This is a genomic window from Pseudomonas sp. IT-347P, from assembly GCF_949768005.1.
GTDB lineage: Bacteria > Pseudomonadota > Gammaproteobacteria > Pseudomonadales > Pseudomonadaceae > Aquipseudomonas.
On sequence record NZ_CATKPQ010000011.1, the window covers coordinates 54,813 to 69,283 of the forward strand.

The 14,471-nt window shown below is 58.4% G+C and carries 13 protein-coding genes; 10 read left to right on the plus strand and 3 right to left on the minus strand.

What is annotated here, in order from left to right; genetic code table 11:
- Window positions 1-42 precede the first annotated feature (42 nt).
- The gene (locus tag ACM6IV_RS04360; RefSeq protein ID WP_414868871.1) at window positions 43-342 is read right to left on the minus strand and encodes a PilZ domain-containing protein; all 300 of its coding nucleotides are present in this window, start codon (window positions 340-342) and stop codon (window positions 43-45) included.
- Between the two features lie 275 nt (window positions 343-617).
- Between ACM6IV_RS04360 and rssB the strand changes: the two genes are divergently transcribed.
- Window positions 618-1,799, plus strand: coding sequence for a two-component system response regulator RssB (gene rssB / locus ACM6IV_RS04365; protein WP_414868872.1), 1,182 nt, complete (start codon window positions 618-620; stop codon window positions 1,797-1,799).
- The gene (rssC, locus tag ACM6IV_RS04370) at window positions 1,799-2,281 is read left to right on the plus strand and encodes an anti-sigma factor antagonist RssC (RefSeq protein ID WP_003226553.1); all 483 of its coding nucleotides are present in this window, start codon (window positions 1,799-1,801) and stop codon (window positions 2,279-2,281) included. Before rssB ends, rssC begins: the two co-directional genes overlap by 1 nt.
- A 202-nt stretch (window positions 2,282-2,483) precedes the next feature.
- Here rssC and tal read toward each other — a convergent pair whose 3' ends face one another.
- Complete coding sequence (tal, locus tag ACM6IV_RS04375) at window positions 2,484-3,410, minus strand: transaldolase (protein ID WP_414868873.1); 927 nt, start codon at window positions 3,408-3,410, stop codon at window positions 2,484-2,486.
- 202 nt (window positions 3,411-3,612) lie between these two features.
- Entirely contained in the window at window positions 3,613-4,569 is a 957-nt protein-coding gene (locus tag ACM6IV_RS04380; protein WP_414868874.1) for a cellulase family glycosylhydrolase, read from the minus strand.
- A gap of 293 nt (window positions 4,570-4,862) precedes the next feature.
- Here ACM6IV_RS04380 and ACM6IV_RS04385 point away from each other — a divergent pair, with 293 nt between their 5' ends.
- The 8 genes from ACM6IV_RS04385 (at window position 4,863) to ACM6IV_RS04420 (ending at window position 14,460) form a co-directional block, all read left to right on the plus strand.
- Window positions 4,863-5,303: a low molecular weight protein-tyrosine-phosphatase gene (locus ACM6IV_RS04385; RefSeq protein ID WP_414868875.1), complete on the plus strand. Its 441-nt coding sequence runs from the start codon at window positions 4,863-4,865 to the stop codon at window positions 5,301-5,303.
- A gap of 39 nt (window positions 5,304-5,342) precedes the next feature.
- Window positions 5,343-7,571: a polysaccharide biosynthesis tyrosine autokinase gene (locus ACM6IV_RS04390; RefSeq protein ID WP_414868876.1), complete on the plus strand. Its 2,229-nt coding sequence runs from the start codon at window positions 5,343-5,345 to the stop codon at window positions 7,569-7,571.
- A gap of 40 nt (window positions 7,572-7,611) precedes the next feature.
- Complete coding sequence (locus ACM6IV_RS04395; protein ID WP_414868877.1) at window positions 7,612-8,694, plus strand: glycosyltransferase family 4 protein; 1,083 nt, start codon at window positions 7,612-7,614, stop codon at window positions 8,692-8,694.
- 15 nt (window positions 8,695-8,709) lie between these two features.
- Window positions 8,710-9,822: a polysaccharide pyruvyl transferase family protein gene (locus ACM6IV_RS04400; RefSeq protein WP_414868878.1), complete on the plus strand. Its 1,113-nt coding sequence runs from the start codon at window positions 8,710-8,712 to the stop codon at window positions 9,820-9,822.
- The gene (locus ACM6IV_RS04405) at window positions 9,819-11,051 is read left to right on the plus strand and encodes a polysaccharide biosynthesis C-terminal domain-containing protein (protein WP_414868879.1); all 1,233 of its coding nucleotides are present in this window, start codon (window positions 9,819-9,821) and stop codon (window positions 11,049-11,051) included. Before ACM6IV_RS04400 ends, ACM6IV_RS04405 begins: the two co-directional genes overlap by 4 nt.
- Entirely contained in the window at window positions 11,042-12,145 is a 1,104-nt protein-coding gene (locus tag ACM6IV_RS04410) for a hypothetical protein (protein ID WP_122607459.1), read from the plus strand. The genes ACM6IV_RS04405 and ACM6IV_RS04410 overlap by 10 nt, the downstream gene beginning before the upstream one ends.
- Before the next feature lie 12 nt (window positions 12,146-12,157).
- Window positions 12,158-13,204 (plus strand): acyltransferase family protein, encoded by a 1,047-nt coding sequence (locus ACM6IV_RS04415; RefSeq protein ID WP_414868880.1) that lies wholly within the window; start codon window positions 12,158-12,160, stop codon window positions 13,202-13,204.
- Between the two features lie 128 nt (window positions 13,205-13,332).
- Window positions 13,333-14,460 (plus strand): GDSL-type esterase/lipase family protein, encoded by a 1,128-nt coding sequence (locus tag ACM6IV_RS04420; RefSeq protein WP_414868881.1) that lies wholly within the window; start codon window positions 13,333-13,335, stop codon window positions 14,458-14,460.
- Window positions 14,461-14,471 lie beyond the last annotated feature (11 nt).

Consider the following 14,471-nt stretch of genomic DNA (forward strand, 5'->3'; position numbering starts at 1 on the left):
TAAAAAGAAAGGCGACCGCAGGGTCGCCTTTTTTGTGTGTAGCTATTTCATCTTCAAAATGGTCAGCCCGAGTTTCTGTCCGCCGCCGTCCTGCGGCCTGACCCAGACCACTTGAGTGTCGGCCTCAAGGCCGCTGAGTGCGGCATGGTCAGAGTCGATGCGTACGCTCAAACGGTCGCCGACCGCGAACTGACGGGGCGCCTCGACCTGCATGCCACTGCTGGAAAGATCGATGCATACCCCCGAAATCTCATCCCCTTCATGAATCAACACGACATCGGCATCGACCCGCATGCGGATGAAATCGCGCTTTTCGCTGTAGTCCCGACTGGTTTGACTCATGGTTACGTCCTTCCATTGGGTTACGGTTTGAGCGGTTCTTATAACTCTCGGTGATTTGACAAGTAAAGTCGTCAAGCGACCATCGGCGCATGCTTGAAACGCTCTGCGGATGGGAGTACCGTCTGCGCCTTAGAAGGGCACCTCTGGTGCAACCGCATTTGCAGCCAATGCTCGAAAGCGGTGCAGCAGAGAGGCTAGAAAGCGAATCCAGTAGTCAGCGCAGGGTCAAATGCCCCGCCAACTACGCCAACCTAATTCTGGCGCCGTTTGCCCACATGCCAAAAACCAGTGCCACGCTGCTGATAATCGATGATGACGAAGTAGTGCGCGCGAGCCTCGCGGCCTATTTGGAAGACAGTGGTTTCAGCGTCCTGCAGGCCAGTAACGGCCAACAGGGTCTTCAGGTATTCGAGCAAGAACAGCCCGACTTGGTCATCTGCGATCTGCGCATGCCGCAGATGGGCGGTCTCGAACTGATTCGTCAGGTCACCGAGCGGTCACCGCAGACGCCGGTGATCGTGGTGTCGGGTGCCGGCGTGATGAACGACGCGGTCGAGGCCCTGCGCCTGGGCGCGGCGGATTACCTGATCAAGCCTCTCGAAGATCTGGCTGTGCTCGAGCACTCTGTGCGCCGGGCCCTGGATCGTGCGCGCCTGCTGCTGGAAAACCAGCGCTACCGCGAGAAGCTGGAAAAGGCCAACCGCGAGCTTGAGGCCAGCCTGAACCTGCTGCAGGAAGACCAGAACGCCGGTCGCCAGGTGCAGATGAACATGCTGCCGGAAAGCCCGTGGAGCATCGACGAGTTCAAGTTCGCGCACCAGATCATCCCGTCGTTGTACCTGTCGGGTGATTTTGTCGACTATTTCCGCGTCGACGAGCGCCGGGTCGCGTTTTACCTGGCGGACGTTTCCGGTCATGGCGCCTCTTCAGCCTTCGTCACCGTGCTGCTGAAGTTCATGACCACGCGCTTGCTGTTCGAATCCAAGCGCAACGGCACATTGCCGGAATTCAAGCCTTCGGAAGTCCTTGGTCATATCAACCGGGGGCTGATCAGTTGTAAGCTGGGTAAACACGTCACAATGGTCGGTGGAGTCATCGACGAGGAGACCGGTTTGTTGACCTATAGCATCGGCGGGCACCTGCCGTTGCCTGTGTTGTACACGCCTGACAGTGTTCGTTATCTCGAAGGACGTGGTCTGCCGGTGGGCCTCTTCAATGAAGCCACCTACGAAGATCACGTGCTTGAGCTGCCGCCGACGTTCAGCCTGACGCTGATGTCCGATGGCATTCTGGATCTTTTGCCAGAACCTACGCTCAAAGAAAAAGAAGCCGCTTTGCCGCAACGGGTGAAGTCGGCGGGCGGCAGCCTGGATGGTCTGCGGCAAGTGTTTGGATTGGCCACGCTAGGGGAGATGCCGGATGATATCGCCCTGTTGGTGTTGAGCAGGAATCTTTAATGAGTACCGGTAGAATCCAGTTCGCCGAGCAGGACGGCACCTTCGTCCTCAAGTTCGTCGGTGAAGTTCGCCTGACCCTGTGTTCGGCGTTGGATGCGACTATTGAGAAAATCTTCACCGCGCTGAATTTCAACGCGATCGTGATCGATTTGACCGAAACCCGCAGCATCGACAGCACGACGTTAGGCCTGCTGGCCAAACTGTCGATCCTGTCGCGGCAGAAGGTCGGCCTGTTGCCGACCGTTGTCACCACCCACGAAGACATCACCCGTCTGCTGCAATCGATGGGCTTCGAGCAGGTGTTCAACATCGTCAACCACCCGGTGCCATGCCCGGAGTGCCTGGACGACCTGCCGGATCAGGATCAGTCGGAAGAAGTGGTGCGGATCAAGGTGCTTGAAGCGCACAAGATTCTCATGGGCCTGAACGATTCCAACCGTGAAGCGTTCCATGACCTGGTCAATGCCCTCGAGCGGCATTGATCTCATGAAGTGATGTTTTCTGGGCTGGCCCCTTCGCGAGCAAGCTCACTCCCACACTGGCTCAGTGTCGATCACCAATCCCCTTGTGGGAGCGAGCTTGCTCGCGAAGGCTTCAGATCAGACGATACATTTTCCATGGCTGACTGAATAAAAAAGGGCGAATCCACCAGGATTCGCCCTTTTTGCATTTCGCTAACTCAAATCACAGCTTGGCCTGCAACAGCGCCTCGAGCTTCTCCTGGTCACGAGCAAACTGACGAATGCCCTCAGCCAGCTTCTCGGTGGCCATTGCGTCTTCGTTGGACAACCAGCGGAATTGCGCTTCGTTGAGGCTCAGACGGGCTTCACCGGCGTTACCCGGGGCCAGTTTGCGCTCCAGCTTGCCGGTATCGGCCGCCAGCTTGTCGATCAGGTCCGGGCTGATGGTCAGGCGGTCGCAGCCAGCCAGTTGCTCGATCTGGTTGAGGTTGCGGAAGCTCGCGCCCATGACCACGGTCTTGTAGTCATTGGACTTGTAGTAGTTGTAGATGCGGGTGACCGACTGTACGCCCGGATCATCGGCACCGGTGTACTCGTTGCCATTGGCCTTCTTGTACCAGTCGTAGATGCGGCCCACGAACGGCGAAATGAGGAACACGCCGGCGTCAGCGCAGGCGGCGGCCTGGGCGAAGGAGAAGAGCAGGGTCAGGTTGGTCTGGATGCCTTCCTTCTCCAGCACTTCGGCGGCGCGGATGCCTTCCCAGGTCGAGGCGATCTTGATCAGTACGCGGTCACGGCCAACGCCGGCCTTGTCGTACAGTTCGATCAAGCGGTGCGCGCGTTTCAGCACGGCATCCTTGTCGAACGACAGGCGCGCATCCACTTCAGTGGAGATACGGCCCGGGATCACTTTGAGAATTTCCTGGCCAACCGCAACGCCGAAGCGGTCGCTGGCCAGGCCGACATCGCCTTTGCAGTCGCTGACGCAAGCATTCAGCAGTTCGGCGTAGGCCGGAATGGCTGCCGCTTTGAGCAGCAGGGACGGGTTGGTGGTGGCGTCGACCGGTTTGACGCGGGCGATCGCTTCGAAGTCGCCGGTGTCGGCAACCACGGTGGTGAATTGTTTGAGTTGTTCCAGCTTGGAAGTCATGGGCGTGCTCTGTCCTATGGGTCTGATGACATTACCCGAGCGCTTGCGGCCACTCAAGGGTAGGTGCGTGTATCGATGGCCCCTGCGGCAACAACCTGAAAACAATTGTTTGAAAGGCGGGGCGAGGTATCGATGAATACGATGCCAAAACAGCCAACAGGTTCAAAGCAACCGACCTGCGTACAGGCCGGTTGTGCATGCGCTACTGGGCGTTCAACAGCGCCTCGACCGACATGCGCGCCGGTTTCGGCAGGCCGTCGGCGGTGAGCAGGCCGAAGTTTTTCTCACGATCGTTGCTGCCGGAATCACTGTTCCTCCATTCGTAGATGGACGTCAGCGGAATATTGAGCTTTTTAACATCGCCAATAAACGCATTGATCTTGCTCGCTTGCCCTTCAGGCCCGCCATTGGAGGCGAGCGCCGAGATACCCCATTCACTGATAACGCCCGGCAGATGGAAGTTCTGCTGAATGAAATTCTGCGCGTTGCTGATCTGCGTGGCCGTCATGCCGTAGGGGTGATAGGACACGGCGCTCAGGCATTTCGGGTATTCGCTGACGATGCGGTTCAGCGCCACGGTTGAAGCAGAACCTGCGCTCGGTGGGCGAGCGAAGCCGTAACCGACCACTGGCGTCGATAGCGGTTGTTCTTGCAGCGCCTTGCATACGCCGCTCATGAACGGCACAAAGGTTGTGTCGAAATTGCGCGTCGGCCAGTAGGTTTCCAGGTCTGGTTCATTCCACAACTCGATCGCCACCAGTTGCGCGCTGTACGACTGTTGCAGCCCCGTCACGGCTTTGGCGAAGCCCGCACCGGCAGTGCTCAGCTCGGCGCTTGAGGTGGCGGGCAACGCTTTGATCGCGCGGACCGTGAGTAGCACCGGGAGGCCCGCCGACTGCGCCGCCGCAAAGGCGTCGCTGACCTGTTTCTGATACGTCCTGGCCGTCAGGCTGTCGCTCCACACACCGAAGCGGACGAAGCCGAAGCCGGCCGATTTGATCTGTGCGGCGTCTGCGGCCGTGAAGTTCTGGATCTTCACCTGCACACCGATGTTCTTGGCGGGAAGGTTGGGAAACAGTTCGCTGGCGTGAACCTGAGTCGTAGCCCCGGCGATCATTAGCGCCAAAGCGCCGATTTTTTTGAGATGTACTGTTTTCATGTCTGCTCTCCCGAAGAGAAGTGACAACTGCGAATAAATGATCTCGTTGCTCAATTTTCGAGTTGGGTGATGGCACTTAGTGCACGAATGTTATTTTTTGTCGGAAAACAATCGCTCGAAAATCACAGTTATTTTTAGTCCGCTAATTGTGGTTGGGGGGCTTTTAAACGCTGTGGTACTTAATGCTTCGGTACTAACAGGGCGAATCTATTTCTGAGTGAAGAAAGATCTTGAGGGTTCATTCAAATACTCTCGGGATGTTGGCCGTTTGACATTGCACAGGAAAGTAAACCTTGTTCAGAAAGATCCTTGTTGTCTGCGTGGGCAATATATGCCGAAGTCCGACGGCAGAACTGTTGTTGCGTAACGCGCTGGGTTCATCGCCCATCACGGTGACGTCCGCAGGCCTTGCCGCTCGGGTTGGCGAAGGCGTCGAGGCTTCGGCCCGGCAAGTTCTCGAAGACCATGGGCACAGTGCCGAAACGTTCAAGGCACGGCAACTGACCGCGGACATCGTCAATGACTCAGACCTGATTCTGGTCATGGAAAAACAGCATGTTAATCAAGTACTGAAGATTGCCTCTCACGCCAGAGGCAAAGTGTTTCTGCTCGGCAAGTGGCAGAGCGAGCGCGAAATACAGGACCCGTATCGTCAAGGCAAGGCCGCTTTTATTCATGCCCACGCATTGATTGAAGATGCTGTTAGTTCATGGGCGCAGCGCCTCGGGCATTGATGAATATTCTTCAGATCAGTGAATGGTAAGAACAGACTTATGCAGTTACCGTCAGTAATCGGCACCCGTGACAACGATCAAGACAGTATTGATCTGCTCGGCATATTTGGCAGCCTGATCGATCAGAAATGGTTGATCGGCGCACTGACCGGGGCCTTTATGGTCACCGGTGTGGCCTATGCGGTTCTGGCCACGCCCGTGTACCTGGCGAATGCGCTGGTGCAGGTCGAGCCGAAAAAGAACGACATGCTCGGGTTTTCCGACCTCAACAGCATGCTCGGCGGGCAATCACCGTCGGTGACCGAAATCGGCATCATCAAATCCCGCGCAGTGATCGGCAAAACCGTCGACGACTTGCGCCTGGACATCGATGTCACCCCCAACACCTTTCCGATGATTGGCGGCTTTCTCGCCCGGCGTTATCGCGGCGAAACCGAGACCAGTGTTGCCGCGCCGCGGTTCGGTTTGAGCAGTTACGCCTGGGGCGGCGAGCGACTGGAGTTCGCCCGGCTCAATCTGCCCAAAGAACTGCTGGGCAAGAAGCTCACCCTGATCGCTGGCGAACAGAAGCGCTTCCAGTTGCTCGACGACAACGACAACCTGCTGGTCGAAGGCACTGCGGGCGAAGCGTTTGCGCAGGACGGTGTAGAAGGGCAGATCAGCCAGTTGCTGGCCAACTCCGGCACCCGTTTCGAAGTGGTGCGCAACCCGCGAATCGTGACCATTCAGGGCTATCAAGACGCGCTGGATATCTCCGAACAGGGCAAGGAATCGGGGATTATCAAACTGGCGCTGGCCAGCAGCGACGCCGCTGAAGCGGTGAAGATCCTCAACAAGATCGCCGCGCTGTACGTCGATCAGAACGTGCGCCGCACCTCGGCGGAAGCCGCGCAGAGCCTGGCCTTTCTGCAAAGCCAGTTGCCGCAGGTCAAGCGTGATCTGGCCAAGGCCAGCGATGCGCTGAACGCCTATCAGACCCACGGCAAGACCGTGAACATCTCGCTGGAAACCCAGTCGGTGCTCGGTCAGTCGGTGGCGCTGGAAACGCGGATCTCCGAGCTGAAAATGCAGCAGGCGGAGATGGACCGCAAATTCACCAAACAGCATCCGGCCTATCGCGCGTTGATGAGCCAGATTGGCGAACTGACCCAGCAACAGAAATCGCTGGAAGGCAAAGTCGGCGATCTGCCCGCGACCCAACAAGAGTTGCTCAACCTGACCCGCGATGTCGAAGTGGCCTCGCAGATCTACACGCAGTTGCTGAACAAATCCCAGGAGCTGGACATCGTTCGCGCCGGTGCCGTGGGTAACGTGCGTCTGGTCGACGCGGCGGATGTCGACCTGACCAGCCCGGTCAAACCGAAGAAAGCCCTGATTGTGCTGATTGCCACATTCCTCGGTGCCTTCGTTGGCGTGGCGCTGGTGCTGCTGCGCAAATCCCTGAGCCGAGGTCTGGAAGGCCCGGAAGCCATCGAGCAACTCGGTTTGCCGGTGTACGCGTCGATTCCGTACAGCGCCTTGCAGGATGAAGAAGACAACAAAAAAGGCCGCGCCCGCGACGGTGTCGACAAACCGGCGTACCTGCTGGCCCTGCGCAATCCCACGGATCTGTCGATCGAATCGATCCGCAGCCTGCGTACCTGCCTGCACTTCGCCGGGCTCGATTCGACCAACAACCGCATCATGATTTCCGGGCCGAGCCCGCAAGTCGGCAAGACGTTCGTCTCGTCCAATCTCGCCGCCGTCATGGCCCTGAGCGGTCAGCGTGTGGTGCTGATCGATGCCGACATGCGCAAAGGGCACCTGCACAAAACCCTCAACACGCCGATCACCAACGGTTTGTCCGACCTGCTGGTCAAGCGCTGCAGCATCGATCAGGCGATCAACACAGTCGAAATCGACAACCTGCATTTCATCAGTCGCGGCCAGGTACCGCCGAATCCTTCCGAGCTGCTGATGCACGCCAACTTCCGCGAACTGCTGGCGGAACTGAGCGAGCGCTACGACCTGGTGATCATCGATACGCCGCCGCTGCTGGCGGTGACCGATGCCGCGATTGTTGGCCGTGAAGCCGGGATCAGCCTGATCGTCACGCGCTTCGGGGTGAACCCGGCCAAAGAGATCGAACTGACCATTCGCCGCTTCGCGCAGAACGGCATCGAGCTCAAAGGCGCGGTGTTCAACGGCGTCGAGAAGCGTGCCGCCAGCTACTACGGCAACGGCGGCGCCGGTTATTACAACTACGAATACGCGTCCGACAAATCCTGACCGTCAGCGATTGTTCTTTTCAGTTTGAAGTGGGTGATTTGTGAAAAAGATACTGCACGTGGCAGAGACGATCAAAGGTGGCGTCGCGACGGTGATCCGCACGATTTCGGCTTCGCCGGAAGGCGATGCGGCGAACTACGAGTTGGTGTATCTGGTGCCGGATGATCAGGCCAAAGAGTTGCACGGCATCGGTGCGCAACAGATCCGCACCTTTCCCCGCAGCGGGCGCAACGTGCCGTCGCTGCTGCGTTTTGCCTGGCGCCTGACCCAGGTGATGCTCAAGGAAAAACCCGATGTGGTGCATTTGCACAGCACCTTTTCCGGGGTGATCGGCCGTTGCGTGTGTGTGCTGCTGCGACCGTGGCGCAAGCCGAAAATCGTCTACTGCCCGCATGCGTTTTCGTTCCTGATGGAGAGTTCGCCGACCAAGCAGAAAGTCTATGCGTGGATCGAGCGGGTGCTGCAGAAAGTCACCGACGTGATCATTTGCGTCAGCCAGTACGAACTCGACAAAGCGGCGCGCTTCGGCATCGAGCGCAAGCGCATGAAACTGATCTACAACGGCATTCACCGCAAGGATGACGCGCCGAAAGCGGCGAGTCCCGAGCCGATTCATCTGCTCTTCGTTGGTCGCCTCGACTATCAGAAAGGCTTCGACGTGCTGCTCAAGGCCTTCGCCAACGTGCAGCGCAAAGACTTGAAGCTGACCGTGGTCGGCAGCGCGGTGAACGAGGACTCGGTGGAGTGCCCACCGATGGACTCTGTTGAATACCTGCCGTGGGTTACGCCGAGCGAAGTGCAGGCGCTGTACCAGAAGGCCGATGCGCTGATTGTGCCGAGTCGCTGGGAAGGATTCGCCATGGTGCCGCTGGAAGGCATGGCCATGGGCTTGCCGGTGATCGCCAGCAACTGCACCTCGCTGCCTGAACTGGTCACCAATGAAGTCTCCGGTTATGTCTTCCCGTCCGGCGATCACCAGGCGCTGGCCGATGTCCTGACGATCATCCAGAAACCGCGCCTGCTCGACCTCGGCAACGAAGGCCGGAGCATCGTCCGCGAGCGCTTCAGCGCCGCGTTGATGATTCGCCAGACCTACGACCTGTATCGCGCTCCCACTTTTTAAGTAGAACTCAAGCATATGAACGTAACGATTTTGCATGGCTACAGTGCGTCCAACTCCGGTGACGGCTTGCTCGTCGATCTGGCCATCGCGCTGGTGCAGCGCAACTTTGGCGAAGACACCGCGATCAGTGTCGTCGCGTCCGACCCGGATTCTTTCAGCTACTTGCCACACCCGCGTTTCGACGCACCGGTGATGGCGGCCAAGGGCTTGGGCCGGGTCAAGCAGGCGGTGTTTCTCAATCAGTCCTACGCCGGGCTCGCTGATCTGCTGAAGAAAACCGATCTGATTGTCGGCGTCGGCGGCGGCTACATGCGCTCGAAAAGCGCTTTCGAACACATCAAGCTGAAGCTCGGCCACGCCAAGCAACTGGAAACTGCGATCCTCAGCAAAGTGCCGTCGGTGTACTTGCCGCAAAGCATCGGTCCGTTCCACGGCGAGAGCAGCAAGATCGTCGAGCACTACGCCAGCGCCGATGCGGTGTTCGTCCGTGATAATCGCTCCTCGGCCATGTTCGATGCCTGTGCCAATGTTTACCGCGCGCCGGATCTGGCCGTGCAATCGCTGGCGAGCAAAATCCTTCAACAACCCAAGTTCACCCGCTGCGCGTCGTCGCCGGCCACGGTGTGTGTGGTGCTGCGCAAGCCGCCGGAGTGGAGCAAGGAAAAGAAAGTCGCTTACGTGGCCAACCTGAAGTTGCTCCTGCAGCGTTTGAAAAACAAAAGCAAAGTGGTCTGCGCCGTACAAAGCGCTGTGCGTGGCAACGATGACGGCGCGTTCTATCGCGAGTTGGGCATCACTGAAGATTTGCTGTCGTTGAAAGCGACGATTGCCAAATATCAGCCGGACCTGGTGATTTCCGTACGCCTGCACGGCGCCATCGAATCGCTGCTTTCCGGCGTGCCGGCCTACCACATCAGCTACGAGCGCAAAGGCTTTGGCGCCTATCAGGACATGGGCGTGGAAGACTGGGTGATCAACGGCGGCGACATCAATGTTGACACCATCATCAACACGGTTTACGCGCCGAATGCGCTGTCGGATTTCGGCAAGCGCCTGACTGACACCTGCCGTGAAATCGAAGCGAAAACCGTGGCCATGGACGACATCATCAAAGGTGTCGTTCGATGATATTTCGGCTATTGCTTCGCGGCGGAGCCTTGGGCGCGAAGTTTTTGCTGGTGTTGGCGATCACCCATTACCTCGGTTATGAGGCGTTGGGCTTTTACGGCGTGGTGGTCGCGGCTTCGTTGATCGCCTCGAAGTTTTACAGCGTCGGGTTCAGTTCCGAGATCAATCGCTTGATCAGCGTTGGCGGCAGTTCGCGCCGCGTGGTCGACAAGGTTTTGCTGCTGTATCTGGCGGTGGGGCTGGTGCTGTCGGTGGTGACGGTGCTGATTTATTCGCTGTTCCAGACGGTTGAAGCCAGCGCCGCGCTGATCCTTTGTGTGACCCTGGTGTTGCTCACTGAGCACCTGTCGTTCGAGATCAACTCGTTCGTGTTTTCCGCGCAGAAAGCCACGGCCGGTGCGCTGCTGTTTTTCATCAAGACCGGCCTGTGGGCGGTGTTGGCCGTGGGCGGGATGATGCTCGGTTGGGTCTCTGGGATCGCCAGTGTGTTGTGGCTGTGGGTCGCTGCCAACGTGCTGGTGATCATCGCGGGTTACCTGATCGTGGTGAACGTTCATCACGGTCGGGAAGCCGGGACATTGGCCACCGCCACTGTGTGGAAAGCGGGATTACCGTTTTACCTCGGCACCGGGTTGATCGCGTTGAGTCAGTACGCCGAGCGCTTTCTGATCGCCGACCTCGAACCGTACGCCAAACTGGGCCAATACGTGTACGCGTGGTCGGCGGCCAACACTTTGCAGGCGCTGTCGTATGCGGTGGTGGCGGTGGTCGGCATTCCGCTGTTGGCCAAGCGTTTTCAGGCCGATCAGCAGGCGTTCACGGTCAGGCAACTGTTCATCAACAAGTGGGTGATGCGCTCGCTTGTGGTGTCGGTGGCGGTGGCGGTGGCGATCTATGTGTTTTTCAACGTGGTGCTCGATTACGTCGCCGCCAGCGTGCCGCGCCCGGATAACGCGATCCTCGGCGTGCTGATTTTTTCGTTTGCTTTGCGCGCGATCGGCGACATCGTCTGGGGCGGGCTGATTGCCTCGAAAAACAGTCGCGTATCGCTCGCCAGCGCGGTGATCTGCCTGCTGGTGTCGGTGCCGGTCAGCTATGTGCTGATCAAGCATTATTCGATTTACGGCGCCGCGTGGGGCAACGTCTTTGCGATCATCGTGCAACTGCTGGTGATTGCCGTGCTGACCCGCGCGACGGCGGGGAAAAAGGCTGCGTTGTCATGGGCCTGAAGCTGCCGTGCATCGAGTTTCGTGGCAAGCGACTCGATTCGTATGTCTCGTTCCTGATCCTCTTCACCGGGCTGTTTCTGTCGGTGGCGATGCCGTTGTTGGTCCCCCGTGATCCGGGCCCGGATGCGATGACCTTGTGGTCGTCCTACGCCCGTGCCGACAACTGCAACTTCTGGAACCCGTTCTCGCCGGATCGCTCGTCCTACGAGTGTTCGGCGTTCCTGCTGCGGCCCACCGGGATCAACCTGACCAATGCCTGGGCCTACGGCATGTTCTGCAATTTTTTCCTCACGGCGATTCCGGTGGTGGTGTTCCGGCGCATGCCGCTGGCGATCTTCGGCACCCTTTGTCTGTGGGGCATCGTGCGCTCGTTCTTCCTTGAGAATCTGACCAAGGAAATCATTGTGTCGGTGGCGGTGTTGAGCATTTTGCTCAGCTCGCTGACGCGCAAATATCGCGGCGGTTTTTTCCTCTCGGCGGTGATTTACGGCGTGCTGATCCGGCCTTACTGGATTCTGTTTTCGCTGTCGTGGGTCGGCGTCTGCGTGATGAAAAAGTACGTGTCGCGCACAACCTTCTTTTTGATGCTGTTCCTGTTTTACCTCGCGGTGGCCATGTCGATCCAGATCGCCCTGGGCTTTCCGGTGTCGTCGATTCGCGCCAGCAACAACGAGTTGCGCACGGCGGGCGAGGAGGGTTCGAAGTCGCTGATCGTGTCGTGGCTCAGCGGCAGCGACTTCGTTTCGCAGGCGCTGGACTCGATGATCATTTTCTTCCGCTTGTCGTTCCCGGTTGAGCTGATTCTGCTCTCGGGACCGGGGCAGGTGATCTTCGTCGCCTTGATGATCATGACCGCGTTGCTGCTGTTCAAAGTCATCACCTCGACCGATTACAAAGGCGCGCCGATCCAGACCAAACCCAAGGAACTGATCGCGATCCCGCTGGCGTTTCTGCTGGTGCAAGGCCTGTTCGAGCCGGACTTCGGCTCCTTCGCCCGGCACTTCTCGATGGTGGTGCCGGTGTTGTTTGTTGGTCTGGGCTTGATGCTGCGGGCGAACAAACCGGTGCAGGTCGAATCACGAATTCTGAATTGAGGCAGGTGCTTTATGTCGAGCAAGAAAAAGTCCCTGGAGATTGAAACCCTGCGGGGTCTGGCGTGCCTGTTGCTGGTGCTTTATCACGTCATCGGGCCGTTGGGCGGCGGGTTGAAGATCGACATCGGCTCGCCGTTCCGGGTGATCGCCGACTCGATGGTGTACGTGCGCATGCCGCTGTTCACGTTTATTTCCGGGTACATCTATTCCATCTACAAAATTCGCGGCAATGACTTTTCTGCGTTCTTCAGCGGCAAGGTGCGCCGCTTGATCGTGCCGCTGTTTTGCGTCGGCGTGCCGTTCTCAGTGTTGCAAGCGGTGGGGCCGGGGGTGAACAAGGATGTCGGGGTGATCGACGCGTTGTTGTCGTTCTGGGTGCCGATCAACCACTTCTGGTTCCTGCAGGCGGTGTTCATTATTTTCATGTTTGTCGGGCTGCTGGAGTGGCGCGGAATGTTGCGTTCGGCGACGCGCTTGTATGGGCTGTTCGCGTTTGCCGCGCTGTTGTTTTTGCTGCCGCCGTTCAAGCTCGATGCGTTCGGGATCAACGGCGCGCTTTATCTGTTGCCGTTTTTTGTTGCGGGGATGATTGGCCAGGAGAATGTCGACGCGTTGAAACAACGCTTGAAGGTGATCGGGCCGCTGGTGTTTGTGTTTATCTCGCTGACGTTGTTGTACGTCGCTGCGATTGATCGTGAGTTGATTGTTGATCGGCGCAGTCTGATCGGTCTGACCGTGGGTTGCGTATCGTGCATCGCCTTGCTGTCGAGTGATATGCGCTCGAAGGCGCTGACCTGGCTCGGTGGTTATTCCTATGCGATCTTCCTGTTCCATGTGCTGTTCGCGGCGACGTCGCGGTTTGTCCTGGGGCGGTTGGGGGTGAAGGATGAGAGCTTGCTGGTGCTCGGTGGTTTGAGCTTTGGTTTGCTCGGGCCGGTGGTGTTGGCGATGATTTTCAGCCGGTTCAGTTTCACCTCGGTGTTGTTCCTTGGGGAGCGCGCGGCGAAGAAGAAGCCGTTGGTGCCTGTCACTCCGGTGGTGCAGACCCAAAGCAGCTAAGAGCTTCGCGAGCAAGCTCGCTCCCACAGTGGATCTCTGCAAGTCACACAATCCCTGTAGATGACCACAATCCCTGTGGGAGCGAGCTTGCTCGCGAAGGGGCCATTTCAGACTGAAGGAAATTTTGCATGTTGGCAGTAGATGATGCGCACCCCGTCGCAGCGTCGGTGGTTCAGGTGGGCGATGCCCGCGAGCGTTTTGCCCAGTGGCGTGAAGGCAAGGCCGGCAAGGTTCTGTCGGTCTCGGTGATCGGCGACAGCTACAGCGCCGGGCAGGACTTCTACCTGAACAAACTGGTGCAGCGTGTGGCCGGGGAGGTGGGGTTTGCCGGGCCGGGTTACGTCGGTTTCAACCACGGTGCCGCGCTGGGCGGTACGCATTTCAAATACACCCGCAGCAGTGACAAGTACTTTGGCGGCGGCTGGAAGGTGTCAGACCTGGGCCAGGCGAGTCCGGACAGTCGCACGGTAACAGGCCGGCCCGGCGCTTGGCTGCAAGTGGATGCCAACCCGACGCCGCGCATCGATACGGCGGTTACTCAGACGAAATTGCTTTACCTGGGCATTGGCGAATCCTCTGAGATCCGTTACCGCTGGTCACCTTCAGAAGATTGGCAGCCGATGACGCTGACAGGCGCCGGGGTTCAGGAAGTGCCATTGGCAGGCCTGTCTGCAGCCAAAGACTGGTCCTTCAAACTGGAAGTGGTGAAGGGCGCGCCGACGTTATTCGGTTTGTGGATGAGCAACGATCAGAGTGGTGTGCGGGTTTCGAAATTGGCGGCATCGGGTGCGGCCTCTGCGGACTTCTATCACAAGGACCCGCAATGGCAGGTGCAGTGGAAAGCTGCCGTGTCGAAGATCCCTGCCGACGTTTACCTGATCATGCTCGGTGGCAACGATCAGGGTTTCGGCGTGAAGCCTGCGCAGTACCTGCAGAACGTTCAGGGTCTGGTGGGCATGCTGCGCGAGATTCAACCGCAGGCCAGTATTAATCTGATCATGCGCCAGGACACCACGCGTTCCAGCGCTTATCCGATGTCAGCGTACGCGCAGGTGCTTGAGCCGTGGGCGCGTGAACAACATCTGGGTTACGCCAACCTGCAATGCGCGTTCGGCCCCGACGTCAAACGCTACGCGGCGGCGATGATCGGCCCGGACAAGATTCATCCGGTACCGGCCACGGGCGGTAAGGTGATTGCCGATTACTTCTATGGCTGGATCATGGGCGCCAAGGATCGTTGCGACGCCGTCCAGTAATGATGGTTCCC

What these genes read in the sequence shown, in the direction of transcription:
- ACM6IV_RS04360 (WP_414868871.1), bottom strand. Translation starts at nt 342, where the DNA reads ATGAGTCAAACCAGTCGGGACTACAGCGAAAAGCGCGATTTCATCCGC.
- rssB (WP_414868872.1), top strand. Translation starts at nt 618, where the DNA reads ATGCCAAAAACCAGTGCCACGCTGCTGATAATCGATGATGACGAAGTA.
- rssC (WP_003226553.1), top strand. Translation starts at nt 1,799, where the DNA reads ATGAGTACCGGTAGAATCCAGTTCGCCGAGCAGGACGGCACCTTCGTC.
- tal (WP_414868873.1), bottom strand. Translation starts at nt 3,410, where the DNA reads ATGACTTCCAAGCTGGAACAACTCAAACAATTCACCACCGTGGTTGCC.
- ACM6IV_RS04380 (WP_414868874.1), bottom strand. Translation starts at nt 4,569, where the DNA reads ATGAAAACAGTACATCTCAAAAAAATCGGCGCTTTGGCGCTAATGATC.
- ACM6IV_RS04390 (WP_414868876.1), top strand. Translation starts at nt 5,343, where the DNA reads ATGCAGTTACCGTCAGTAATCGGCACCCGTGACAACGATCAAGACAGT.
- ACM6IV_RS04400 (WP_414868878.1), top strand. Translation starts at nt 8,710, where the DNA reads ATGAACGTAACGATTTTGCATGGCTACAGTGCGTCCAACTCCGGTGAC.
- ACM6IV_RS04405 (WP_414868879.1), top strand. Translation starts at nt 9,819, where the DNA reads ATGATATTTCGGCTATTGCTTCGCGGCGGAGCCTTGGGCGCGAAGTTT.
- ACM6IV_RS04410 (WP_122607459.1), top strand. Translation starts at nt 11,042, where the DNA reads ATGGGCCTGAAGCTGCCGTGCATCGAGTTTCGTGGCAAGCGACTCGAT.
- ACM6IV_RS04415 (WP_414868880.1), top strand. Translation starts at nt 12,158, where the DNA reads ATGTCGAGCAAGAAAAAGTCCCTGGAGATTGAAACCCTGCGGGGTCTG.
- ACM6IV_RS04420 (WP_414868881.1), top strand. Translation starts at nt 13,333, where the DNA reads ATGTTGGCAGTAGATGATGCGCACCCCGTCGCAGCGTCGGTGGTTCAG.